The sequence below is a fragment of the Collimonas sp. genome, from assembly GCF_039923675.1.
Classification (GTDB): Bacteria; Pseudomonadota; Gammaproteobacteria; order Burkholderiales; family Burkholderiaceae_D; genus Collimonas.
Genome location: NZ_JBDTCG010000052.1, coordinates 59,235 through 83,063 on the forward strand (window position 1 = coordinate 59,235; position 23,829 = coordinate 83,063).

Here is a 23,829-nt window from a genome sequence, read left to right on the forward strand (position 1 = left end):
CCAGACAACTTGCCTCTCCTCACCCTCAAAATCGACGCCGACACTTATCGCGGCACCCGTGAAGGGGTACCTAACCTGGTGCGCCTGCTGAGCAAATACCAGGCGCGCGCCACTTTCCTGTTCTCACTCGGTTACGACCATACCGGCTGGGCCTTGAAACAGGTATTCCGCCCCGGTTTCTTCCAGAAGGTATCGCGCACTTCGGTGGTCGAGCATTACGGCCTCAAGACCCTGATGTACGGCGTATTGCTACCGGCGCCGGATATCGGCAAGACTTGCGCGACATATATGCAAGCGGTAAGCGATGCCGGTTTTGAGTGCGGCATCCACACCTGGGATCATCGCGTCTGGCAAGACCACGTGCGGCAACGCGGCGCTGAATGGACCAGCCAGCAAATGCAGCGCTCGTTCGATCGCTTCAGCCAGATTTTTGGCCGGCCGCCGAAAACCCATGGCGCCGCCGGCTGGCAGATGAATCCTTACGCCTTCGAACAACTGGAAAAATTCGGCGTGGCCTACGCCTCCGATGGCCGCGCCATGCTGACCGACGACGGCGCACTGGCTGACCAAGCCGCCGGGCCGCATCGTTTGCAGGTCGATGGCAAAACGCTGGCATGCATCCAATTGCCGACGACCTTGCCGACACTGGACGAACTGCTGGGCCGCAGCTTCAACGGCGTTGAGCTGACGCCGGCGAACATCGCCGCCCATATCCTGGCGCTCACCGAGACGCCGCGCGATCATGTATTTACTCTGCATGCAGAGCTTGAAGGGCAAAAACTCGCCCCCATATTTGAGCAGTTGCTACAGGGCTGGCAGGCGCAAGGCTACGATCTGGTCTCGATGGAGGATTATTTTCACCACGTCAAAGACCGGGTTTTACCAACCGCGCCTCTCACATGGGCGGAGTTGCCGGGACGCTCCGGTGAAATGATCATGCAGGCAAGCTGATCGGCGGATTCTTCAAGACCCTGATTGGCAACCGATTCATCATAATCTAGTGAACAGGACGATACAGTGGCAGACCATCCTTCCATCATCAACATGACAGTCCCCGACTTTTCTGCCGCCATGACTGGTGAACTGGCATTCAAGTTGTCGGACTATCATGGCAAGAACATAGTGTTGTATTTTTACCCCAAGGACAACACGCCTGGCTGCACCACGGAAGCAATCCAGTTCCGCGATCTCTACCCGCAGTTCCAGCAGAAAAATACCGTAATATTCGGCATCAGCCGCGACAGCATTCGCTCTCATGAAGGTTTCAAGAGCAAGCTGGACCTGCCCTTCCAGCTGATTTCAGATCCCGACGAAACCTTGTGCGCCATGTTCAATGTCATGAAAATGAAAAATATGTACGGCAAGCAAGTGCGCGGCATCGAACGCAGCACGTTTATCATTGACGCCGCTGGCACATTGGTGAAAGAATGGCGTGGAGTGAAGGTGCCTGCGCATGTTGAGGAAGTATTGGAGTTTGTAAGTCATTGAATCCACAAAAAATTATTTTGTTAAGCCGTTTGAGGAAAAGGCCCGAGGGCCTTCCCAAACGGCTTTTTTACTTTTTAATTTGTACTTTGTCGGCCACGCCCTCGGTTTCAGTCAGTTCCGGGCGTGTTTATTGCTAGTGAGTGTTTATGTCCCTTACCAATATTTTCGTAGTTCCAGCCGTAGCTTCACCCGTTTGGTCCAGTTCGTGTTACCACCAAAGCGAACCCTTTTTTCATCTTTAAAGCGAGGTTCTGATGCCCCTACCAAAATTACCGACCAAACCCGCTGCTTTACTGTCCGTTCAAGATTATCCAAAAGCGGAAGCCGGCAAAGCCGTCAAACCACGTATCGCCGTTGTTGAACCGATTAACCGTAACAAAGACATTGCACCCCAAGCCAGAGACAAGGCAAGCAAGCCAGCAGTCAAACCGGTAGAAAGCCGTAAAACCGACAAGGCCCCCGCGGAGAAAGCGCGTGCGCCAGTTAACTCGTCCACTGACAAGCCGGCAAAACCTGCCGAGGGCCATGTCCGTCCGAAATCGAGCACCAGCCGCGCCGCCGATAAATCCGGCGTGACCAAACTGTTCGTGCTGGACACCAACGTGCTGATGCATGATCCAAGCTCGCTGTTCCGCTTTGAAGAGCACGATATCTATCTGCCGATGGTGACGCTGGAAGAACTCGACAACCATAAGAAAGGCATGACAGAGGTTGCTCGCAATGCCCGCCAGGTGTCGCGTTCGCTGGATGCGCTGGTAGGCAATACCGTTGACGACCAGATCGAAGAAGGCATTCTGTTATCCAAACTTGGCAACAAGGATGCCAAGGGCCGCCTGTTCTTCCAGACCAAGCTGCAAAATGCCGATCTGCCGGAAGGTTTGCCGGTCGGAAAAGCCGACAACCAGATTCTCGGCGTGGTGCGCGCCCTCGAAGCCGAAACCCCGGGCCGTCCGGTGGTGCTGGTGTCAAAAGACATCAATATGCGCATCAAGGCGCGCGCCATGGGTTTGCCGGCGGAAGACTACTTCAATGACCATGTACTGGAAGATACCGACCTGCTGTACTCGGGCATCCAGCAATTGCCGGATGATTTCTGGATCAAGCACGGCAAGGGTATCGAGTCCTGGCAGGAAAACAAGCATGGCACCGGCTACACCTACTACCGCCTGAGCGGTCCTCTGGTGCCGACTTTGCTGGTCAACCAGTTCGTCTTCATCGAACCGAAAAACGGCGAACCGGCGTTCTACGGCCAGGTCACGCAGATCAACGGCAAAACCGCAGTGCTGCAAACCTTGCGCGACTACGGCCACGCCAAGAACAGCGTGTGGGGCATTACCGCCCGCAACCGCGAGCAGAATTTTGCGCTCAACCTGCTGATGAATCCGGATTGCGATTTCGTCACGCTGCTGGGTCAGGCCGGTACCGGCAAGACCTTGCTGGCGTTGGCGGCGGGCTTGGCACAGGTACTGGAAACCAAGACCTACAACGAAATCATCGTGACCCGCGTCACGGTGCCGGTCGGTGAAGATATCGGTTTCCTGCCGGGTACGGAAGAAGAGAAGATGGGGCCGTGGATGGGCGCCTTCGACGACAACCTGGAAGTGCTCAACAAATCCGATTCCGATGCCGGCGAATGGGGTCGCGCCGCCACCCAGGATCTGATCCGTTCGCGCATCAAGATCAAGTCGCTCAACTTCATGCGCGGCCGCACCTTCGTCAACAAGTTCCTGATCATCGACGAAGCGCAAAACCTGACGCCTAAGCAAATGAAAACGCTGGTGACGCGTGCCGGTCCGGGCACCAAGATCATCTGCCTGGGCAACATTGCGCAGATCGATACGCCGTACCTGACCGAAGGCTCAAGCGGCCTGACTTACGTGGTCGACCGTTTCAAGGGCTGGTCGCACAGCGGCCACGTCACACTGGCGCGCGGCGAACGTTCACGTTTGGCTGATCATGCGAGCGATGTGCTGTAATCTCGCTTGAAAGCGGCGCAGCGATGGTTGCTGCGCCGCCAGGAAGGCTAAACGGGTGTAATTCAATCACTGATTGAATTACACCCGTTTTTATTTGATGATGTGATATTCATCTGAAATTCATCTGAAGAGAGTCGCCAATGAGAATCGCTATTCTTTCCGACATCCATGCAAATATCTGGGCACTGGAGGCCGTGCTGGCGGACATCAAACGACAAGGCGCGGATCTCATCGTCAACGCCGGCGATATCCTGTCCGGACCGCTGGCGCCGGCCGCTACCGCCGATCTGCTGATGTCGCTCGCGCTGCCTACCATTGCCGGCAACCATGAGCGCCAGTTGCTGGCCTGCGCCACAAAAACCGGACATCCGACCGATCAGTTTGCCTTTGAAAACACCACGCAAGCGCAACGCGACTGGATCCAGGGATTGCCAGGCACACTGAATGTCGCTGAAAACGTTTTCATGTGCCACGGCACCCCCGTCAGCGACCTGATCTATTTTCTTGAGAGCGTCGATCAGCATGGCTGCCACATGGCCGCAGACTCACAGATTGAAACGCATGCCGCGGGTGTAAGCCAGCAGTTGATCATCTGCGGCCACAGCCACAAGCCACGCGTCTGCGCCGTTTCAGGCGGACGGCTGGTGGTCAATCCCGGTAGCGTCGGCCTGCAAGCCTATGACGATGACCTGCCCTACTTCCACGTCATCGAAAACGGCAGCCCGCATGCCCGTTATGCGATTTGCGAGAAAGACACTTACGGCTGGAGCGTTAATCACCGATGCATAACTTACGACCATCACAAGGCTGCCGCAGAAGCCGCAAAAAACGGCCGTGCCGACTGGGCAAGCTGGCTTGTCACTGGAAGAGCCTGAAACTGAAATGACAATAAAAAAACGGCGCATCAATAAAAATGCGCCGCAACCTTAAGACACGTTACCGACTTACTCAGAATGCCACAGGACGCCATTTCAGCAAACGTTTTTCTAGCGTGGTCAGCAAATAATCTGCCGCCAGGGCCACCACCGCCAGCACAATCATGGCGGCGAACACGCCGCTGGCGTTGAAAGCGCCTTGCGCCGTCGAGATCAGCAAGCCGATCCCCTGCTTGGAACCAAGGAACTCACCGACCACAGCGCCCACCAGGGCGAAGCCGAAGCTGACATGCAAGCTCGCCAGGATCCAGCTCAGCGCGGAGGGAATCACGACCGCCATGGTGACCTGGCGCGGCGATGCGCCCAGGATCTGGGCATTGGCAATCATGTAACGGTCGGCTTCACGCACGCCCTGGAAGGCATTGCCGAATACGACGAAGAACACCATCACCACCGCCAACGCGACTTTGGAAGCCATGCCCAGGCCCAGCGCAATCACGAAAATCGAGCCAAGCACGACCCGCGGAATCGAATTCGCAACTTGAATGTAGATGCTGAAGATATCCGACAACAGCTTGTTACGGCCCAACAAAATACCGCAGATGACGCCTGCCACCGAGCCGATCAGGAAGCCCAGCACGGTTTCTTCCAGTGTCACCAGTACCTGGGTCCACAGCGGCCCTTGCGAGGTACCCTCAACGATCCAGTCATAGATCTGGATTACGATCAGCGAAGGTTGCGAAAAGAAAAACGGATCTATCCATTGCAGCCTCGCCGCCAGTTCCCAACCGCCCAGCGTCAGGATCAGAATGGCGATGCGGAGGGAAATCACCAGCCAGTAGCGCTGCTTGATTTTTCGTTGTGCTTCTTGTTCGACAGTAGCCAGGCTGGCGGCGCTGAGCTTGTCGATAGTGTTTGCTTGATTCATGGTTGCCTCTTTGTGGCCGCCGGCCGCGAAACCACGGCAAACAAGCGACCCTGTGTAATGGGATAAAACGTCTTAGCTGATATGGACTTCTTCGCGCAGATCGGCCCAGATCTTGCGCGAGATATCGATGAAGCGCTGCTCGTAGCGCACCTCGGACATCACACGCGGCCGCGGCAAATCGATTTCATACACGCTCTTCAAGGTGGCCGGACGGGCGGTCAGCACATAGACTTTATCGGCCAATGCGATCGCCTCTTCCAGATCGTGGGTAACGAATACCACCGAGCCGGCTTGCGACGACCACAGTTGCAGCAACTCGTCCTGCATCAGGGTGCGGGTCTGCATGTCGAGTGCGCTGAACGGTTCGTCCATCAACAGGATTTCAGGGCTGTTGATGAAAGTTTGCGCCAGCGCGACGCGTTTGCGCATGCCGCCGGAGAGCTGGTGCGGGTAGTGATTGCTGAACTTGTCGAGGCCGACCCGGCGTATCCATTCTTCAGCCAAGGCATAGGCGGCATCTTTCGGCTTGCCGCGGAACAGCGGGCCCGCCGCCACGTTATGCAGCACGCTGCGCCACGGGAATACCGCATCGTTCTGGAACACAAAACCGATGCGCGGATCGATGCCGTTGACCGGCTCGCCCATGATGCGCACCTCGCCTACGGTCGGCTTGAGCAGGCCGGTAATCATGCTGAGCGTGGTCGACTTGCCGCAGCCGGTAGGACCGACGATCGCCACGAATTCACCGCGCGCCACACTCATGCTGAAGTCGCGCAAAGCCACGGTCGCCTTGCCGTCTGGCGAGATGAAGCGGCACGAGACGTTACGCATTTCAATGGCTGGGGTATCGCGCGACAGTTCCGGCGTTACCAGCTTGATTGGCGCGGATGGCGCCGCTGCTGCATGTGCTGCTTGGGTCATTTCAGGTTTCCTTTGTGTCTGGACGGCAGGACTCCCGCCGTACGCGAACGTCGCGCCAGCCAGGGCCATCCGGTTGCCGGTCCCCTTTGCCCAAGGCTCATTGCTTGAAGCTCAGGGTGTCCCGGCATGCTAAATATCAGCGTCGGTTTTACTTGATCGGGCTGACGAATTCATTGGTGTAGGTTTTAGCCAGGTCGATGTGCTTGCCCTTGACGTTCGGATTGAATCCGGACAAGACTTGCAACACGGTTTCCGGTCCGCCGGCTGGCATTCTTCCGTCGGCGGAAAACATCGGCAGGGAATTTTGCAAGGCCTGTACATACATCGGCTTGTTGTTGCCGTAGTAATCCTTCGGCATCTTGTCGGCGATTTCGGCGGCGCTATGGGTATTGATGAATTTCAGCGTCTTGACGAAGGCACGCGCCAGCTTGGCCGCTTCCTCCTTGTGCGTATTCAGCCAAGGCCGCTGCACATACAGGCTGGAGGCCGGATACAAACCTCCCAGCGCCTTGACCGTGCCTTCGACGGTGCGCATGTCGACCAGCACCGAAGCGTCGCCGGTTTTCAACAGTTGCGAGACGGTTGGTTCGGTGGTCATGCCGGCATCGATGCGGCCCTGCTTGATAGCGACGATGAAGGTATTGTCAGCTCCCACCGGCAGCACTGAATACTGGCTGGAAGCGATGCCGTTCTTGGCCGCCAGGTACTGCGTCAGGAAATTGGTCGAGGAACCGAGCCCCGTCACGCCCAGCGTCTTGCCCTTGACATCAGCCATGCTCTTGATGGTGGCGGCAGCCTTGGTCGAGACCATTTCGACTTCACCGGGCACCTGGCCGAAGATGGTAATTGCGGTGACTTCCTTGCCCTTGCTTTGCAAATCGATGGAATGGTCGTAGAAGCCGACCACGGCTTGCACCGCGCCCGCCAGCAATTCATTTTCCGCATCGACGCCGGCCGGCTGCGATTGCAGTTCGACGTCCAGCCCCTCTTCCTTGAAATAGCCAAGCTGTTCAGTCAGTTTAGCCGGCAGATAGATCATCTTGGTGATGCCGCCGACCATGATGGTGATTTTGCCCGAATCTGCCGCGACTGCCTGGCTGACGCCAAGCACGGTCCCCGAAAGCAGGACGGCGGAAATCAATGAACCGCGGATGAGGGTGTGCATGTGTTTGTCTCCATTTGTTTTTTTGGGATAATCACCGGATACACATGACTAACAGCCATTGTTCCAATGTTGAGCGTATTCTAGGATGCGGTAACTTTCATCCAGCTTTCCAAATCCGTGCTATTTAGATTGCACTGCAACATAATTAAACTCACCCGCATCCATGAAATTACTCCTGATTGAAGACAACCCGCCGCTAGCGCTGTGGCTGAGCAAGATACTGAAGGAAGACAAATTCACCATCGACGTCGCCAGCGATGGCGAAGCTGCCGACAGCCTGCTGCAAAGCGAAAGCTACGATGTCGTCCTGCTCGACTTGCAGTTGCCGAAGATGAGTGGCAAGAGCGTCTTGCGGCGGCTGCGCCAACGTCATAACAACGTGCCGGTGCTGATCCTGACTGCCAGCGGCTCGATCGACGAGAAAGTGGATTGCCTCGGCGCCGGCGCCGATGATTATCTGGTCAAGCCGTTTGAAGTACGCGAACTGGTAGCCCGCATCAAAGCCCTGGTGCGCCGCCAGACCCCGGGCAAATCGGCTGAAATGCATTGCGCCGATCTGCGCTATGACAGCAATACGCGGCAGTTTTCAATCGCCGGACAGTTGCTGGCGCTCCCCGCCCGCGAGCATGACGTGCTGGAAATCCTGATGCTAAAGCAAGGCAAGACCGTTTCGAAGACCGCCCTGATGGATGGCGTGTTCGGCCTGGATGACGAGCCGAGCGCGGATGCGATCGAGATCTATATCCATCGCCTGCGCAAAAAAATGGAACATTCCCGGGCTGCCATCATGACCCTGCGCGGACTCGGTTATCTACTCAAACAGAAAGACCTCACTTGATCATCAGCCTGCGCCTGCGCTTACTGCTGTGGTTGCTGATTCCGCTGACGCTGTTTGTCGCCATCAGCGCCACGCTGTCGTATCGCAGCGCGCGGGAAACGGCAGACCTGATCCAGGATCACGCCTTGCTGGCCTCGGCCCAGGTGATCGCCGGTGAGATCCAGTGGCTCGACGGCGAGCCGCATGCCGGCATTCCGCCGGCGGCGCTGGAATTGCTGGTCTCGCCGGAGCAGGATCAAGTGTATTACCAGGTCATCACCGACCATGACGGCTTGCTCGCCGGCCGCCCCGATTTTCCTCCGGCGCTGCGTTTCCCGGTGACCGCGCCAGCCTTCAACAGCATCGATTATCACGGCCAGGCGCTGCGCGTGGTTAGCCAGGTGCGCACCTTGTACAACGCCGGCCAGTTGCGCAAGATCGCCGTGCTGGTGGGGCAGACCACGCGCGCCCACGACCAGATGCTGACCGATCTGTGGCGCCCTGCCTTGCATCGCCAGATCGCCATGCTGCTGCTGGCGATCGCGCTGGTGGTGATCGGCCTGACCATGGAACTGCGGCCACTGATGCACCTGAAGGACCAGCTCGCTTCGCGCGACGCGACCTCGCTGTCGCCGATCAGGGCCGGCCAGTTGCAACTGGAGTTGCGGCCCATCGTGGAAGCCATCAATCAGACCATCCAGCGCCTGAACACCCAGGTAGCGGCGCAAAAGCGCTTCATCGCCGATGCCGCCCACCAGCTGCGCACGCCACTGACCTTGATCGATTCGCAAATCCAGTTTGCGCGCCGCCTGACTGACGAAAGCCGGCGCGGAGAAGTGTTGCAGGCGCTGCAGGAAAGCAGCCGCAACATGACCGAGCTGACCAACAAGCTGTTATTGCTGTCGCAGGCGGAAGCATCCAACACCACCGCCTTCCTCAGGCATCCAGTGGATCTGATTGCGGTGGCGGCCACGGTGCTGGAAGACATTGTGGATCTGGCGCAGCGCAAGAATATCGACCTTGGACTCGATACCGGCATCGAGCACGCCTGGGCGATGGGTAACGAGGCCTTGTTCAACGCCATGATGATGAACCTGGTCGACAACGCGATTCGCTACACGCCGGCCCACGGCAAGGTAACGGTAGCCATCAGCGCCGGTCCGGAACAACTGGAAATCAGCGTCAGCGACAATGGCCCAGGCATTCCGGCCGAAGTGCGCGACCGCGTATTTGAACGCTTCTTCCGCAATGCTGCTCCGGGCCAGGAAGGCACCGGCCTTGGTCTTGCGATCGTCAGGGAAATCGTGATCGCTGCGCAAGGTACGGTGATGCTCGCGGCATCCGGACCGCGGCACGGCCTGACCGTTTTGCTGCACTTGCCGGTGTGTGCGGCGCCTGCGCCGGGAGATCCAGCCGCGACTTGAATAGCACTTCTAGGACATCGCCAGCAAAGAAGTTTATTTTGCAGTATATTCTTGCCTAGGCAATGAATATTGAAGCAACTAAATTGCAAACCCGCAATAAATAAGTCAGACTTCAGTAAAACCCCCGTGAGAAATTTGTGAGCAACCCATCACCACTATTCACTCTGGAGAACTACCAGATTGAAGAAAGCATAGGCTATTTATTGGCGCGTTCACGCGCTATGCTGGTCAAGAGTTCGGATGAATCCCTGGCGGAATACGGGATCACCCACGCCCAGGGAGCGATTCTCCTGATGTTGTCAACTGGAAAATATTCTACTGCCGCCGACCTGGCGCGCGAGACGTATACCGATGCAGCGTCAACTAAGCGTATGATCGACCGACTGGCGGCGCGCAAGCTGATCACGCGCGAGCCCTGCGCGCATGACAGGCGCTTGATGAAGCTGCACCTGACCGCCGATGGCGTGGCGCTGTCGAAAAAAATGCCAAAAGCATTTTGCGGCGTGCTTAACAAACACTTTTCGGACTTCAGCGCAGAAGAGATCGGCTTTTTGAAATCAATGCTGCGACGTCTACTGGCTAGCAATAATTCGAGTGGTTCGAATAATTCGAGTAGTTCGCCAACGGAGAAAACACATTGACTAAGCAAGAACTATCCATACAGTATTATTTTTAAGTAATTGGCAAAGCACCAGCATCATTCCCTGTCGTTATTCCTTGTTGTCATTTTATCCGTGGCCGCTAAATCAACTCGTCAAATCAACATCGACATGAACTCTCTTTCATCTTCATCCCGACGCAACTTGCCGAAACTCGGCACGCAACGCCTTGCCATCAGCGCCGCCGTCCTGCTGCTGGCGGCCTGCGCCAATTTCAGCGGGATTCACAGCACGGCCCGTTCGAACAGCGCCAACGACTACGCAAGCGCCTCTTCCCTGCCAGGTCAGGGCGGCGTATGGCCGGCCAGCTCGTGGGTAAGCACCATCGGCGGCAGCCAGCTGCAGCAACTGGTCGACGAGGCGCTAGCCACCAATCCTAACCTGCAGGCGGCGGCAGCCCGTATCGCCGCCTCGCGCGCCATGGTAGAAGCGGCCGGCGCCACCAGCAAGCCGCAAGTCGGCGCCAGCTTGTCGGCGACCCGCGAACGCTTTTCCGAAAACAGCATTTATCCGCCACCGTTCGGCGGCATGTATGTGACGGACTATGAAACTGCGTTGAACTTTAGCTACGACCTGGATTTCTGGGGCAAGCACAGCGAGCAGTTGAGCTCCGCCATATCGCAGAGCAAAGCCGCGCAGGCGGAAGATTACGCTGCGCGGCTGGTGTTGACCGCGGCAATCTCGAAAGCATGGCTGCAACTGGGACGCCAGTTTGCCCAACTGGACCTGACCAATCAGCAACTGGCGCTGCGCGACAAGTTGGACAAGCTGACGCAACAGCGCTTCGCCGCCGGCCTTGACACACAAAGCGATAACCAGACCAGCCGCCAGCAAGTGGCCGGCCTGCGCGCCGAACGCTCGCAATGGCAGGAATCGATCGCGCTGACGCGTAATCAAATCGCTGCATTGATGGGCCAGGGTCCGGACCGCGGCTTGAAAATTGCGCAACCGGTGCTGCCGGCGGATAGCGCGATTGCGCTGCCAGACCAGCTGCCGCTGGGCTTGATGGGACGGCGGCCGGATGTGCTGGCCGCGCGCTGGCAGGTAGAAGCGGCGCAAAGCGATATCAAGGTCGCGAAGACCGAGTTCTATCCGGACATCAACCTGTCTGCCATGATCGGCTTTTCCAGCCTGAGTTTCTCGCAATTCCTGAACCACAGCAGCAAGGTGATCGGCGCCGGTCCGGCGCTCCATCTGCCGATCTTTGAAGGCGGCGCGCTGCGCGCCCAGCTCAAGGGCCGGGTAGCAGCCTATGACGGTGCGGTCGCGACCTATAACCAAGCGTTGAACGATGCTTTCCACGAAGTTGCGGATAGCGTGCAATCGCTGCATGCCGCTGAAGAGCAGGACAAGAATCAGCAGACTGCGGTTGAAGCGGCTGAGCGCGGCATGAAGCTGGCCGAACAGCGGCAGCAGGTCGGCACCGCCAACATGCTGCAGGTGGTGAGCAGCCAGATCGGCTGGCTGACGGCCCGCAAGCAGGAGCTCGATACGCGCGCGCGCAGAGCCGATCTGCGGGTCAACCTGATCAAGTCGCTGGGAGGCGGCTTCGATGCTGAAGCTTCGGGATTAGGCCCGGCTGCCGAAGCAAACGCCGGCACTCCGCAAGCAAGCGCTACTAACTGATTCATTAAAATAACCGTTCACTTATTGCGAAATCCGCATCATGACCACACCAAATCAAACTCCTCAAGAACCAACGGCCGGCGGCGTCGCTGCTGCCGCTCCAGCATCTGCGCAGGCACCCGCTCCGGCGCCTGCTGCCAATGGCAAGCGCCGCAGCCTGCTGATCGGTGTCACCATTGCTCTCATCATTGTCCTGATCGCCTATGGCATCTGGTGGTTCATCTACGCCCGCCACTACGAAAGTACTGACGACGCGTACGTCGGTGGCAACGTGGTACAAGTGACGCCGCAGGTTGGCGGCACGGTGCTGGCGATCAATGCCGACGATACCGAACTGGTGCAAGCCGGCAAACCGCTGGTGGAACTGGACAAGGCCGACGCCAAGGTCGCGCTGGATCAGGCCGAAGCCCAGCTGGCGCAGACCGTACGCCAGGTTCGTACGCTGTTCGTCAACAACAACACCTTGACCTCTGGCGTCACTGCCCGTACTGCGGAACTGGAACGCGCCCGTTCCGACCTGGCGCGCCGTCAGCAGCTGATCGGCACCGGCGCTGTCTCCAAGGAAGAACTGGATCACGCCAAGGTCGCAGTACAAGGCGCGGAAGCCGCCTTGCAATCGGCGCGCGAGCAACTGTCGTCCAACAAGGTATTGACCGACCACACCACGGTTGAGCAACATCCGAACGTGCTCAACGCCTCAGCGCAAGTGCGCAATGCCTATATCAACCTGGCCCGCACCACCTTGCTGGCGCCGACCACCGGCTATGTCGCCAAACGTTCGGTGCAGGTCGGCCAGCGCGTCGCCGCCGGCAGCCCGCTGCTGTCCATCGTGCCGCTGAATGCCTTGTGGGTTGATGCCAACTACAAGGAAGTACAGATCAACAATATGCGCATCGGCCAGCCGGTCACCTTGAAATCCGACCTGTACGGTTCGAAGATCGAGTACCACGGCAAGGTGATCGGCCTGGCGGCCGGCACCGGCTCCGCGTTCGCGCTGCTGCCGGCACAAAACGCCAGCGGCAACTGGATCAAGATCGTGCAACGGATTCCAGTGCGTATTTCCCTGGATTCCAAAGACCTGGAAAGCCATCCGCTGCGTATCGGCGTATCGATGGATGTCAGCGTTGACATCGCCCAGACCGAAGGCACTTCGCTGACCGCCGGCACTGCGCGCACTGCGCCGGCTTACACCACCGATATCTTTGACAAGAGCGGCCAGGAAGCCGATGCCCGTATCGCCAGCATCATCGCTGCCAACAACAATGCAGCGGCGGCACACTGATCGCATGCAACTTGCCGGCGCATGCCGCAGCGGACGCCATCGCCTGGATGGCGCCGCTGACGGCGTCGAACATGCAATAAACCTTACCGGAATGCCTTCATGAGTTCCCCAAAACCAGCGCCGCCACCGCGGCCGCTTCAGAAAGCCTTGCCACCGCTTACCGGCGGCAAGCTAGTCATGGGCACGGTAGCGTTATCGCTTGCCGTGTTCATGAATGTACTCGACTCGTCGATTGCCAACGTTTCCATCCCTGCCATTTCCGGCGACCTGGGCGTCTCGCCGCAACAAGGCACCTGGGTCATCACCTCGTTCGCGGTGGCCAACGCCATCTCGGTGCCGCTGACCGGCTGGCTGACCCAGCGCTTCGGCCAGGTGCGGCTGTTTGTGACGTCGATCATCCTGTTCGTGCTGTCGTCGATCCTGTGCGGCCTGGCGCCCAGCATGGAAGTGCTGATCGCCGCCCGCGTGCTGCAAGGCGCAGTCGCGGGACCAATGATTCCCTTGTCGCAGTCCTTGCTGTTATCCAGTTATACGCCCTCCAAGAGCGGCATGGCCCTGGCGTTCTGGGGCATGACCACCCTGGTGGCGCCGGTGATGGGGCCACTGCTGGGCGGCTGGATCTCTGACAATTACACCTGGCCATGGATTTTCTATATCAATATTCCGGTCGGCGTATTTGCGGCCTGGGCTACCTGGTCGATCTATCACAAGCGCGAATCGTCGACTTACAAGCTGCCGATCGATAAGGTCGGCCTGGCCTTGCTGGTGGTCTGGGTCGGTTCGCTGCAGATCATGCTGGACAAAGGCAAGGAACTCGACTGGTTCAACTCCTCGACCATCGTGATATTGGGCGCCACCGCCCTGGTCGCCTTCATCTACTTCGTCATCTGGGAGCTGGGCGACGATCACCCGGTGGTCGACCTGACGTTGTTCAAAAGCCGTAACTTCAGCGGCGGCGTGATCGCCATCTCGGTCGGCTACGGCTTGATGTTCGGCGGCCTGGTTATCCTGCCGTTGTGGCTGCAGACGACCTTGGGCTATACCGCGACCCTGGCGGGTGAAGTCATGGCGCCGGTGGGGATCTTCGCCATCATCTTGTCGCCGTTTATCGGCAAGCTGCTGCCCAAGATCGATGCGCGCTGGGTCGCCAGCACGGCATTCTTCATCTTTGCCGTGGTGTTCTACATGCGTTCGCAATTCACCGAGAACGTCGACACCTTCACCTTGATGATCCCTACCATCATCCAGGGCGCGGCGATGGCCATGTTCTTTATCCCGCTGACCTCGATCATCCTGTCGGGTCAGCCACCGGAGAAAATCCCTTCGGCGGCCGGTTTGTCCAATTTCGTGCGGATCATGTTCGGCGGCATGGGTACGTCGATCACCAGCACCTTGTGGGATCGACGCACGTCCCTGCATCATTCGCAGCTGACGGAATTCACCGGTCCGCACAGCCCGGCATTTACCGAGGCGGTGCATAGCCTGATGGCGCAGGGCATGCCGGAACCGGCTGCCTGGGCCACCATCGACCGTTTGATTTCGGTCAAGGCAGCGACCCAAGGGGCGACCGACATCTTCTGGATTTCAGCGGTATTGTTCCTGATGCTGATCGCTCTGGTATGGCTGACCAAACCGCAGCGCTCCAGCTTACCGGTCGATGCCGGCGGTGCGCACTAAGCAACTGTTTCGAGGCGGGCATGGATATATCCGGCTCGCCTTTTTTTCTACCAGAGATAACGCAAGCCAAGCGTAATACGGCTCACCTTGTCATGCGATTCGGTTTGAAAATCGTAGTCGGCAAACAGGTTCAGCTTAGCCGATGCCGAATATGAAAGATTCACGCCGGCCAGCAAGGCGTCGCGCCCGAACTCTACCCCTTTCACCGTAAAGTAACTGCCCGGCGCGCCAATCAAGGCGGCCTGGTACTCGGCTTGCGCGTCCATGAACTCATGCATCCAGCGCAACTGCCCGCCCAAGGTAATCACGCCGGCAGACACTGGAAAATCTTGCGCGACCTTGACCCCCAGGCTGCTGCGCAGGCTGTTCAAGGTATTGCCGCTGGCGGCGATGCCAAGATTTTCGGCGTCGCTTTCCGTGAAGCCGTCCTGGCGCAAACGCGTGTAATGCAAGGCAGCGAATGGCTGCAACACAAACTGGCTGTTCAACCTGGCGCGATAGCCAAGCTCGCCATAGGCGCTTGCCTGTTGCCCATCGTAGGAACTCTTGGCGCGCAGACTGGGGCCGATTGCGGTCAGCACGTCGCGTTGCATCTCGGTGCGCTGCACTGCGTAGCTGACAATCGTATCGACATACAACGGACCGGGCGCGTAGCTGGCATACGCGCCCAGCTTGTAGCTGTCGAGCTTGCCGTTGCCGTTGTAATCATCGAAATCCGCATCCAGGTGCGCATAATCCAGCCCGGCGCCGACAATCCAGTCCTTGTCGACGACACGGTCGGCGCCGGCGCTGATGCCGCCGATGTGGTAACTTGCCGCAGACGTATCGGCGCTGGCGCTCAACTTGCCGAATGAGCCATAGGGCCGCACCCAGACGCCGTCGTCGACTGACTTGCGGTCGACATCGCGCTGCGTATCCAGGCGCATCGACAAGGCGCGGCCGAACAGATCGTTTTCACGAAGCGCGAGCTGCGCGAAAGTGGCGTGGACGCCGCCCGTCAAGCTGCCTACCGTGGCTTGTAGTTGGGCCTTGTCAAGCAGGTTCAGCGTGCTCACCGTTTCCGCCAGCGGACCTGTGGCAACAGGTACTCCTGCAGGAGTCACCGGAGTGGGAACCGGTTGCTCCGGCGTGGCCTGCGGACGGCTGGCGTCGATGGCCTGGCCGATCGCCGCGTTGTTGCCCGGCGTGACCACAGTTGCAATCGGCGCCCGTGTAATGACCAGATAGGCATGGCCGTTGTCATACGCCAGCGTAGGCGTCAGCAACGCCGTGGCATTTGCTTGCAGCTGCGCGAAATTACCGCTGACACCGGCCGCCGCAGTGACGATCGGCAAACGGATCTCGTCAGGATAGGCACCGGGCAGCATGGTTGCGTCCACCGTACCGCCTTGCAGGCTGGCGCTGCCACCCACTGTCAGCAAGCCCGCCGAAAGCGGCGAAGCTTCAGTCTGGAACACTGCGTTCGCGGCGTGGGTAAAATTGCCGGTCACGGTCAGGCCGCCAGTGCCGTCGCCAGCGCCGGGATGCAAGGCGCCCTGGTTCAACAGGCTGCCATTGATGACGCCACCGTTGCCCGCCAGCGTTGCTCCCGCAGATACCGTTGTCGCGCCGCCCAGGGTACCGCTCAGATTGAACTGACCGGTCTGGATCTGGACGACGCCGAAATTGCCGCTGCCGTTCCAGTTCCAGCTGTCGCCCTGCGCCTGCAGCATGGCGAAATTGGCAAACGCATTGGAGGCGGTGCCGGATCCTTGCAGCAGCAACGAGGTGCCGGCGTTACCGCCACCGTCGGCCGCGCCAACGATCACCGAGCCGGTTTGCAATATCAGCTGGTTTTTGCCGGTGCCCATGGCGACCGCTGTCCCGGACCCGCTTTGCAACAAGCCCGCGTTGATGAGGGTGGTGCTGCCGTTCAGCGTGCGCACCGCAGGACCTTGCTGGCTGATGATCTGTCCCCCAGCCTGATTGACGATCGTCGCGATAAAACCGGAACCTGCGGTATTCGAAAACACCCCGGCGGAACCGTTGCCTGTCGCCGTAATCGTGCCGCTATTTGTCAGCTTGTCGTTATTCCCTTGCATGTACGCGGTTGGGCTGTCGGCACCGCTGGTGGACAGCTTCCCGCTATTGACCACGCTGCCGCTGCCGCCGAGTATCGATATCGCGCGCGCATTGCTGCCGGAGGTGGTAACCGTCCCGGAGTTGTTCACCGTATTGTTCAGCTGGCCGACATTGGTCTGGCCCCAGGCCGCCGACATGCCGTAAGCATTGGGACCGGACGTGGTGATCGTGCCCTGGTTGGTCAAGGTATTGCCGCTGCCGTTGGCCGCCATGCCGTCGTTAAAGGCGCCGGTTGTCGTGATGGTGGCCTGGCTGGCATTGGTCAGCTGGTTATTGTTGTGCACGCCAAGCAGGGCAGCGCCCCGGTTTGTGCCGCTGCCGCCTCCTCCCGTCAAGGTCAGGCTGCCGTTATTGACGATGCTGCTGGCCGTATCGACGCTGAATGTGATCGGACTGACGCTATGCGCAATGCCGGTCACGACGCTTGCATCAAGGCTGATGGTGACATTGCTGCTGCCTGCCTGGGCCAGAACCGGCGATATATTGCTGCCCGAACATACTACCGAGACATTGCTGGCCGGCGTATTGCTGCTGCATGCCGCATAGGACTGGGCACTCAAGGCTCCCGCAAAAGTGATGACGATGCCCTTCATCTTGCTCTTGAGTCGTGCATGCATGAGCGCTCTCGATTGGATGCACAAACATCGTGCCGCTGCAGGTTGATGTTGCCGAGTGAAAATCATTGTATTTGCATTGGTGCACAATGGCAACCATGGCTCTCCCTCGCCTCATGAGCAACTACGGAAAGCCAAGGTGCATCAGTTGCGCTTTAGCTATGGAAGCTCTTGCACAGGCATAAAAAAAGGCGATACAGCATTACGCTGCATCGCCCCTTGACTGTGCCTGTCTGTTTTTACAGAATATGCTTGCCGATCCACCAGGCAATCGCCGCCATGAACGCCGAAGCCGGAATCGTCAGCACCCAGGCCCAGACGATATTCCCGGCAACGCCCCAGCGCACCGCAGAGACGCGGCGAGCGGCGCCAACGCCGACGATGGCGCCGGTGATGGTATGCGTTGTCGATACCGGGACGCCAAGCATGGTCGCCAGGAACAAGGTGATCGCGCCGCCGGTTTCAGCACAAAAGCCGCCCACAGGTTTCAGCTTGGTGATCTTCTGGCCCATGGTCTTGACGATACGCCAGCCGCCGAACAAGGTGCCGAGACTGATCGCGCTATAGCAGGAAATGATCACCCACCATGGCGGCAAGCTGTCGCTGGCCTGAGAAAACCCCGTCGCAATCAACAGCATCCAGATGATGCCGATGGTCTTTTGGGCATCGTTGCCGCCGTGACCGAGGCTATACATGGAAGCCGAAACCAGTTGCAGGCGGCGGAACCATTTATCGACCTTGCGCGGCGTCGAGCGCACGAAAATCCAGGACACCAGCACCATCATGATGGAGCCGAAGACAAAGCCCAGCAGCGGCGACAGCACGATGAATGCGATGGTCTTGATCAAGCCGGCCGAAATCAGCGATCCGGTGCCAGCCTTGGCCACTGCTGCGCCGACCAGGCCGCCGATCAGGGCGTGCGAAGACGACGAAGGAATGCCGTAATACCAGGTCAGGATGTTCCAGCAGATGGCGCCGACCAGGGCGCCGAAGACAACGTAATGATCGACCACATTGGGATCGATGGTGCCTTTGCCGACAGTGGCGGCGACGTGCAGCTGGAATACTGCAATCGCGATAAAGTTGAACACCGCCGCCATGGCGACTGCCTGCTGCGGCTTGAGGACGCCGGTGGATACCACAGTGGCGATCGCATTGGCGGCATCATGAAAGCCGTTCATGAAGTCGAATACCAGCGCCAATGCAATGAGGAATGCGAGAACGTAAATACTGATTTGAAGAGTGTGCATGAGTAGCCAGAGTGGTTTTTTCAGGAATTACATCAATGCGGTGGCGTGGCCTACTATGGCCACCACCGCCCTACTCTGCATCAGGCATTTTCGACGATGATGCCTTCGATGATGTTGGCGACATCTTCACAACGGTCGGTGACGGTTTCAAGGAGTTCGTAGATGGCTTTGAGCTTGATCAGGGTACGCACATCGGGTTCGTCGCGGAACAGTTTCGACATGGCGGCGCGCATCACGTGATCGGCGTCCGATTCCAGGCGGTCGATCTCGACGCAGATCGCCAGGATCTCGCGCGAGTTATCCATATTGTGCAGCAGGCCTACCGCTGCCTTGACCTTCTCGGCGCAACCCAGGCACAGCTCGGCCAGGCGCTTGGCTTCAGGCGTGATCGCCTTGATGTCATACAGCGAGATGGTCTGCGCCGCATCTTCCAGCAAATCGAGAATGTCATCCATGCGGGTGATCAGCTGATGGATATCATCGCGGTCGATCGGCGTAATGAAAGTCTTGTGCAGCATGTCGATCGCATGATGCGTGACCTTGTCGGCCTCCTTCTCGATGCCCTCGATCGCGTGCACGCGAATTTCCAGATCGTCGAAATTAGTCATCAACGCCACCATTTCTTTAGCGCCTTTGACGCATAGCTCTGCATGCTGATTAAAGAGCTCAAAGAATTTGCCCTCGGTGGGCATCAATCGTCCAAACATGTTTATTCTCTCTTTTATGAGGGTTAAGCTGAATCTAAAACTGAAACAAAAACTAAAATTGCATTTAAATCAAGGATATTAATTTAAAGCAAACAATGTCACGAAACTGAAATATATCAGGCTCGCTTATCCAACGCTTCACAGGTTTTGTAAAATGTGCGTTGCTGCAACAAAAAAGGGTAACGATCAATCGCCGCCGTACGGCGCGTCCAGATTACCAATGTAATTGTCGAATTTAGTGTATTGCCCGATGAAACTCAGGCGCACACTGCCGATCGGACCGTTACGCTGCTTGCCGATAATGATTTCCGCGGTGCCCTTTTCTTGCGAATCGGGGTTGTACACTTCGTCACGGTAAATAAACAGGATGACGTCGGCGTCCTGCTCGATAGCGCCGGATTCGCGCAAGTCGGACATGACCGGGCGTTTGTTGGGACGCTGTTCCAGCGAGCGGTTCAACTGCGACAACGCGATCACCGGGCACTGCAGCTCTTTGGCCAGGCCCTTCAAGTTACGCGAGATTTCGGAAATTTCGGTGGCGCGGTTTTCACCGGCGTTATTGGCCGACATCAGTTGCAGGTAATCGATGATGATCAGGCCGAGGGTGCCGCACTGGCGCGACAGCCGGCGCGCACGGGCGCGCAACTCGATCGAGCTGAGCGCAGGAGTTTCATCGATGAACAGCTGGGCATCGTTCATCTTCTGGATCGCATGCGTCAGGCGCGGCCAGTCTTCGTCATTCAAGCGACCGGTGCGCAAGCGGTGCTGGTCGAGCTTGCCGACCGAACCCAACATACGCATGGCGAGCTGGGTGCCGCCCATTTCCATCGAAAAGATCGCAACCGGTAAGCCGCTTTCGATCGCCACGTTCTCGCCGATGTTGACCGAAAACGCCGTCTTACCCATCGACGGCCGTCCCGCCACGATCACCAGGTCTCCCTTTTGCAGGCCGGAAGTCATCTTGTCGAGATCGATGAAGCCGGTCGAGACGCCGGTGATATCGCTCTGGTTGTCGCGGTTGTAGAGTTCGTCGATGCGTTCCACCACCTGCGTGAGCAAGGGCTGGATTTCCTGGAAGCCCTGGGCTCCGCGCGCGCCTTCTTCGGCAATCGCGAAAATCTTCGATTCGGCCTCGTCCAGCATCTGCTTGACTTCCTTGCCTTGCGGGCTGAAAGCCTGGCCGGAAATTTCATCGGCGACGGTAATCAGTTTGCGCAAGACGCCACGATCGCGCACGATCTCGGCGTAACGACGGATATTCGCCGCCGATGGCGTGTTTTGCGCCAGCGCATTGAGATAGCTCAAGCCGCCCACTTCTTCCGCTTTGCCGGTGCCGCTCAGCGATTCAAACACGGTGATGACGTCAGCCGGCTTGCTGCCATTGATCAGCTTGACCATATGCTGGAAGATGATCCGGTGGTCGTAGCGATAGAAATCGTCGGCGTTGACGAAGTCCGCGATCTTGTCCCAGGCCGCATTATCCAGCAGCAATCCACCTAAAACGGACTGTTCTGCTTCGATCGAATGGGGTGGTACGCGGAGGGAGTCTAACTGCGGATCTGACGGTGCTTTAGAAGGTGCTTTCATGGCGCGAATTATACCTGCTTCTGATTGGCGTCTTGCTGCACTGCCAGAAAAAGGGCGTAAAAAAAGCCGGGAAAACCCGGCTTTTTTGCTTGCAGCACACGCTGCAAGAGTTATTTGGCAATAACCGATTAAACGTGCTCGCCGATCACAGCGATAACGATATCAACCACGACATCGGTGTGCAGAGCAACCGCAACAGCGTGCTCGCCAGTCGTCTTCAGCGGGCCGTTCGGCAGGCGAACTTGTGCTTTTTCAACTGGGAAACCTTGCTTGGTCAACGCTTCAGCGATATCGAAGTTGGTCACGGAACCGAACAGACGGCCGTCAACACCCGATTTTTGCGAGATTTGAACAGTCAGGCCGTTCAATTTTTCGCCCTGGCCTTGCGCCACAGCCAGCTTGCCTGCTGCTGCTGTTTCCAGTTCAGCGCGCTTGGCTTCGAATTCAGCGATAGCAGTTGTTGTAGCACGACGTGCCATGCGTTGCGGGATCAGGAAGTTACGTGCGTAACCGTCCTTGACTTTAACAACTTCACCCAGGTTGCCGAGATTAACGACTTTTTCCAACAGAATAACTTGCATATTTTTCTCCTATTTCAAGTCGTCAATTAAGCGTTGTGCAGATCGGTGTACGGCAGCAGCGCCAGGAAACGTGCGCGCTTGATCGCAGTGTCCACTTGACGTTGATAGATTGCCTTGGTGCCGGTCAGACGCGCTGGCATGATCTTGCCGTTTTCCTGAACAAAATCCTTGAGCGTGTCGACATCCTTGTAGTCAACGCTGGCAACGTGTGCAGCGGTGAAACGGCAGAATTTCTTGCGCTTGAACAGCGGGTTTTGTTGTTGACGCTTGTTTTTCAGTTTGCTTTTATCGAACTTTTTACCGAATGCCATTTTTGGCTCCTGTATCTAAAATAATTGATCTGCAATTTCAGCTATGTTCCCGAGGAAGCATCTGCTTCTATTGCAGCGAAATCCGTGATGTGAAATACCAGACTTCTACCATTGCGACTCTTGCGTGCCATGAAACCCGTAAACCAGAAGGTACCGCCCAATTGCGCCTGACTGAATCTTCCCGAAATCTCGCCGACGGCTAGCGCGGCAATTTCGAATTCGATCAAACGCTTGATTCCTGCTTCAATCGGCTCCGAGCGATGCTGCAAATTTGCAGAGACGATCGGAATGCCTGCCGGTGTATAACGCATGACTTCACGTTCGGCAATTTCGGCAACCAGTTGAAACACGTTATTGGGTTGGTTCACTCCAGATGGACTCGATGGCTATAGGATCGCAGATAGGTCGGGCAAATTAGGCTGCCGGCGCTTCAGTGCGATGGCTCTTGGCAGCATCTTCCTTCTGCACAGCCTTCATCATTGGCGAAGGACCTGTTTCGGCCTTCTTCAGCTTGACGGTCAGATGACGCAACACTGCATCATTGAACTTGAAGCCGGTTTCGATTTCAGCCAGAGTTTCGCTGTCGCACTCGATGTTGAGACAGACGTAATGCGCTTTTGCCAGTTTCTGGATCAGGTATGCCAGTTGACGGCGGCCCCAGTCTTCCACGCGATGTACAGTGCCGCCACGTGTAGTGACGATACCTTTGTAGCGTTCGATCATTGCAGGCACTTGCTCGCTTTGATCAGGATGGACGATAAATACGATTTCATAATGACGCATGTAAGCTCCTTTTGGACGGATTGAAGAATCGCCCACCTCGGCGTCAAGACGAGTGTGGGAAGAGGAAAACCAGCAATAGTACGCGCAATTGCAACAAAACTCAATGTTTTCAGGCGCCTGCGGCCACTTGGACATAAGGAAGTGGCGTAATTGCATCATTTGTCTTGCATTTGCACAAATACTGTACAAAAATACAGACTGTTAATATACACAGCACTAAATGCGACTCGCTGCATGCAACAGGTATTGAATGTGTTTGTGCGCATTTGTACCGTATTTGTACTTTAGCGGCCTTACCTGAATTGAACAGTTGGCGGCAGCGCAGTCCGGCTGCACTGGCTTTTAAACCTTGTCCAGCAAATAAATATCTATGATTAAACTGACCGCACGCCAACAGCAAATCCTCGACCTGATCAAGGACGCCATCGAAAACACCGGCTTTCCGCCGACGCGCGCTGAAATAGCGAACGAGCTCGGCTTTCGCTCGGCCAATGCGGCGGAAGAGCACTTGCAAGCGCTGGCGCGCAAGGGCGCCATCGTCATCGCCCCCGGCACCTCGCGCGGCATCCGCCTGACCGAAACCACGCTACGCAGCCAAGGCACGCAGCTGGCGCTGCCGCACCCGGCCCTGATGCAGCTCAGCCTGCCACTGGTTGGCCGGGTTGCTGCCGGATCGCCGATCCTGGCGCAGGAACATATCCAGGCCACCTACAATGTCGACCCTGCCCTGTTCAGCTCCAAGCCGGACTATTTGCTGAAAGTGCGCGGCATGTCAATGCGCGACGCCGGCATCATGGATGGCGACTTGCTGGCGGTAAAGAAAACCGACAGCGCCAGGAATGGCCAGATCGTCGTGGCGCGCCTGGGCGATGATGTGACCGTCAAGCGCTATCAGAAAACCGGCTCGGTGATTCAGCTGCTTCCTGAAAACCCGGATTTCGAGCCGATTGTCGTAACCTCCAGCCAGGAAGATTTCGCATTGGAAGGCTTGGCGGTCGGCCTGTTGCGCAGCTGGAATTAAAAGGCGGCTGATAAAA

The 23,829-nt window shown here is 57.5% G+C and carries 22 protein-coding genes; 11 read left to right on the forward strand and 11 right to left on the reverse strand.

The window, feature by feature from the left end; genetic code table 11:
* Positions 1–9 precede the first annotated feature (9 nt).
* The 4 genes from ABI171_RS09880 to ABI171_RS09895 all read left to right on the forward strand — a co-directional run bounded on the left by ABI171_RS09880 (position 10) and on the right by ABI171_RS09895 (position 4,339).
* Positions 10–951 carry a polysaccharide deacetylase family protein gene (locus ABI171_RS09880; RefSeq protein ID WP_348092390.1) on the forward strand — a complete coding sequence of 314 codons (942 nt, stop codon included), beginning with the start codon at positions 10–12 and terminating at the stop codon, positions 949–951.
* Positions 952–1,017: 66 nt separating this feature from the next.
* A complete protein-coding gene (locus ABI171_RS09885; protein WP_348092391.1) occupies positions 1,018–1,488 on the forward strand; it encodes a peroxiredoxin in 471 nt (156 codons plus the stop codon).
* A gap of 254 nt (positions 1,489–1,742) precedes the next feature.
* Positions 1,743–3,464: a PhoH family protein gene (locus tag ABI171_RS09890; protein ID WP_348092392.1), complete on the forward strand. Its 1,722-nt coding sequence runs from the start codon at positions 1,743–1,745 to the stop codon at positions 3,462–3,464.
* A gap of 140 nt (positions 3,465–3,604) precedes the next feature.
* Positions 3,605–4,339, forward strand: a complete 735-nt coding sequence (locus tag ABI171_RS09895) for a metallophosphoesterase family protein (RefSeq protein ID WP_348092393.1) — start codon at positions 3,605–3,607, stop codon at positions 4,337–4,339.
* Between the two features lie 73 nt (positions 4,340–4,412).
* Here ABI171_RS09895 and ABI171_RS09900 read toward each other — a convergent pair whose 3' ends face one another.
* The 3 genes from ABI171_RS09900 to ABI171_RS09910 all read right to left on the reverse strand — a co-directional run bounded on the left by ABI171_RS09900 (position 4,413) and on the right by ABI171_RS09910 (position 7,353).
* Positions 4,413–5,267, reverse strand: coding sequence for an ABC transporter permease (locus tag ABI171_RS09900; RefSeq protein ID WP_348092394.1), 855 nt, complete (start codon positions 5,265–5,267; stop codon positions 4,413–4,415).
* 72 nt (positions 5,268–5,339) lie between these two features.
* Positions 5,340–6,098 carry an ABC transporter ATP-binding protein gene (locus tag ABI171_RS09905; protein WP_348092516.1) on the reverse strand — a complete coding sequence of 253 codons (759 nt, stop codon included), beginning with the start codon at positions 6,096–6,098 and terminating at the stop codon, positions 5,340–5,342.
* A gap of 238 nt (positions 6,099–6,336) precedes the next feature.
* Positions 6,337–7,353, reverse strand: coding sequence for an ABC transporter substrate-binding protein (locus ABI171_RS09910; RefSeq protein WP_348092395.1), 1,017 nt, complete (start codon positions 7,351–7,353; stop codon positions 6,337–6,339).
* Between the two features lie 163 nt (positions 7,354–7,516).
* On the opposite strand from ABI171_RS09910, the gene ABI171_RS09915 reads away from it, so the two are divergent.
* The 6 genes from ABI171_RS09915 (at position 7,517) to ABI171_RS09940 (ending at position 14,838) form a co-directional block, all read left to right on the forward strand.
* Entirely contained in the window at positions 7,517–8,191 is a 675-nt protein-coding gene (locus ABI171_RS09915) for a response regulator (protein ID WP_348092396.1), read from the forward strand.
* Complete coding sequence (locus ABI171_RS09920) at positions 8,188–9,594, forward strand: sensor histidine kinase (RefSeq protein WP_348092397.1); 1,407 nt, start codon at positions 8,188–8,190, stop codon at positions 9,592–9,594. Before ABI171_RS09915 ends, ABI171_RS09920 begins: the two co-directional genes overlap by 4 nt.
* 137 nt (positions 9,595–9,731) lie before the next feature.
* Positions 9,732–10,235: a MarR family winged helix-turn-helix transcriptional regulator gene (locus ABI171_RS09925; protein WP_348092398.1), complete on the forward strand. Its 504-nt coding sequence runs from the start codon at positions 9,732–9,734 to the stop codon at positions 10,233–10,235.
* 129 nt (positions 10,236–10,364) lie between these two features.
* Positions 10,365–11,879 carry an efflux transporter outer membrane subunit gene (locus tag ABI171_RS09930; RefSeq protein WP_348092399.1) on the forward strand — a complete coding sequence of 505 codons (1,515 nt, stop codon included), beginning with the start codon at positions 10,365–10,367 and terminating at the stop codon, positions 11,877–11,879.
* Between the two features lie 40 nt (positions 11,880–11,919).
* Positions 11,920–13,161: an HlyD family efflux transporter periplasmic adaptor subunit gene (locus tag ABI171_RS09935; protein ID WP_348092400.1), complete on the forward strand. Its 1,242-nt coding sequence runs from the start codon at positions 11,920–11,922 to the stop codon at positions 13,159–13,161.
* 99 nt (positions 13,162–13,260) lie between these two features.
* Positions 13,261–14,838, forward strand: coding sequence for a DHA2 family efflux MFS transporter permease subunit (locus ABI171_RS09940; RefSeq protein WP_348092401.1), 1,578 nt, complete (start codon positions 13,261–13,263; stop codon positions 14,836–14,838).
* 47 nt (positions 14,839–14,885) lie between these two features.
* On the opposite strand, the gene ABI171_RS09945 is transcribed toward ABI171_RS09940, so the two are convergent.
* The 8 genes from ABI171_RS09945 to rpsF form a co-directional block, all read right to left on the reverse strand.
* Complete coding sequence (locus ABI171_RS09945) at positions 14,886–17,576, reverse strand: autotransporter domain-containing protein (protein ID WP_348092402.1); 2,691 nt, start codon at positions 17,574–17,576, stop codon at positions 14,886–14,888.
* A 236-nt stretch (positions 17,577–17,812) separates the two neighbouring features.
* Positions 17,813–18,823, reverse strand: coding sequence for an inorganic phosphate transporter (locus ABI171_RS09950; protein WP_348092403.1), 1,011 nt, complete (start codon positions 18,821–18,823; stop codon positions 17,813–17,815).
* A gap of 80 nt (positions 18,824–18,903) precedes the next feature.
* Positions 18,904–19,530, reverse strand: coding sequence for a DUF47 domain-containing protein (locus ABI171_RS09955; protein ID WP_348092404.1), 627 nt, complete (start codon positions 19,528–19,530; stop codon positions 18,904–18,906).
* A 186-nt stretch (positions 19,531–19,716) separates the two neighbouring features.
* Entirely contained in the window at positions 19,717–21,117 is a 1,401-nt protein-coding gene (locus ABI171_RS09960) for a replicative DNA helicase (RefSeq protein WP_348092405.1), read from the reverse strand.
* Between the two features lie 128 nt (positions 21,118–21,245).
* Complete coding sequence (gene rplI, locus ABI171_RS09965; protein WP_348092406.1) at positions 21,246–21,698, reverse strand: 50S ribosomal protein L9; 453 nt, start codon at positions 21,696–21,698, stop codon at positions 21,246–21,248.
* A 26-nt stretch (positions 21,699–21,724) separates the two neighbouring features.
* Entirely contained in the window at positions 21,725–22,009 is a 285-nt protein-coding gene (gene rpsR / locus ABI171_RS09970) for a 30S ribosomal protein S18 (RefSeq protein ID WP_038488337.1), read from the reverse strand.
* A gap of 41 nt (positions 22,010–22,050) precedes the next feature.
* Positions 22,051–22,377: a primosomal replication protein N gene (gene priB, locus ABI171_RS09975; protein ID WP_348092407.1), complete on the reverse strand. Its 327-nt coding sequence runs from the start codon at positions 22,375–22,377 to the stop codon at positions 22,051–22,053.
* Between the two features lie 46 nt (positions 22,378–22,423).
* Positions 22,424–22,792, reverse strand: a complete 369-nt coding sequence (gene rpsF, locus ABI171_RS09980; protein WP_038488331.1) for a 30S ribosomal protein S6 — start codon at positions 22,790–22,792, stop codon at positions 22,424–22,426.
* A 370-nt stretch (positions 22,793–23,162) separates the two neighbouring features.
* On the opposite strand from rpsF, the gene lexA reads away from it, so the two are divergent.
* Positions 23,163–23,813 carry a transcriptional repressor LexA gene (gene lexA / locus ABI171_RS09985; protein ID WP_348092408.1) on the forward strand — a complete coding sequence of 217 codons (651 nt, stop codon included), beginning with the start codon at positions 23,163–23,165 and terminating at the stop codon, positions 23,811–23,813.
* Positions 23,814–23,829: the final 16 nt, after the last annotated feature.

Excerpts from the sequence above, each read along its gene's own strand:
- ABI171_RS09890 (WP_348092392.1), top strand. The coding sequence starts at position 1,743 with ATGCCCCTACCAAAATTACCGACCAAACCCGCTGCTTTACTGTCCGTT.
- ABI171_RS09895 (WP_348092393.1), top strand. The coding sequence starts at position 3,605 with ATGAGAATCGCTATTCTTTCCGACATCCATGCAAATATCTGGGCACTG.
- ABI171_RS09900 (WP_348092394.1), bottom strand. The coding sequence starts at position 5,267 with ATGAATCAAGCAAACACTATCGACAAGCTCAGCGCCGCCAGCCTGGCT.
- ABI171_RS09905 (WP_348092516.1), bottom strand. The coding sequence starts at position 6,098 with ATGCGTAACGTCTCGTGCCGCTTCATCTCGCCAGACGGCAAGGCGACC.
- ABI171_RS09910 (WP_348092395.1), bottom strand. The coding sequence starts at position 7,353 with ATGCACACCCTCATCCGCGGTTCATTGATTTCCGCCGTCCTGCTTTCG.
- ABI171_RS09915 (WP_348092396.1), top strand. The coding sequence starts at position 7,517 with ATGAAATTACTCCTGATTGAAGACAACCCGCCGCTAGCGCTGTGGCTG.
- ABI171_RS09930 (WP_348092399.1), top strand. The coding sequence starts at position 10,365 with ATGAACTCTCTTTCATCTTCATCCCGACGCAACTTGCCGAAACTCGGC.
- ABI171_RS09935 (WP_348092400.1), top strand. The coding sequence starts at position 11,920 with ATGACCACACCAAATCAAACTCCTCAAGAACCAACGGCCGGCGGCGTC.
- ABI171_RS09940 (WP_348092401.1), top strand. The coding sequence starts at position 13,261 with ATGAGTTCCCCAAAACCAGCGCCGCCACCGCGGCCGCTTCAGAAAGCC.
- ABI171_RS09945 (WP_348092402.1), bottom strand. The coding sequence starts at position 17,576 with ATGCATGCACGACTCAAGAGCAAGATGAAGGGCATCGTCATCACTTTT.
- ABI171_RS09950 (WP_348092403.1), bottom strand. The coding sequence starts at position 18,823 with ATGCACACTCTTCAAATCAGTATTTACGTTCTCGCATTCCTCATTGCA.
- ABI171_RS09955 (WP_348092404.1), bottom strand. The coding sequence starts at position 19,530 with ATGTTTGGACGATTGATGCCCACCGAGGGCAAATTCTTTGAGCTCTTT.
- ABI171_RS09960 (WP_348092405.1), bottom strand. The coding sequence starts at position 21,117 with ATGAAAGCACCTTCTAAAGCACCGTCAGATCCGCAGTTAGACTCCCTC.
- rplI (WP_348092406.1), bottom strand. The coding sequence starts at position 21,698 with ATGCAAGTTATTCTGTTGGAAAAAGTCGTTAATCTCGGCAACCTGGGT.
- rpsR (WP_038488337.1), bottom strand. The coding sequence starts at position 22,009 with ATGGCATTCGGTAAAAAGTTCGATAAAAGCAAACTGAAAAACAAGCGT.
- rpsF (WP_038488331.1), bottom strand. The coding sequence starts at position 22,792 with ATGCGTCATTATGAAATCGTATTTATCGTCCATCCTGATCAAAGCGAG.
- lexA (WP_348092408.1), top strand. The coding sequence starts at position 23,163 with ATGATTAAACTGACCGCACGCCAACAGCAAATCCTCGACCTGATCAAG.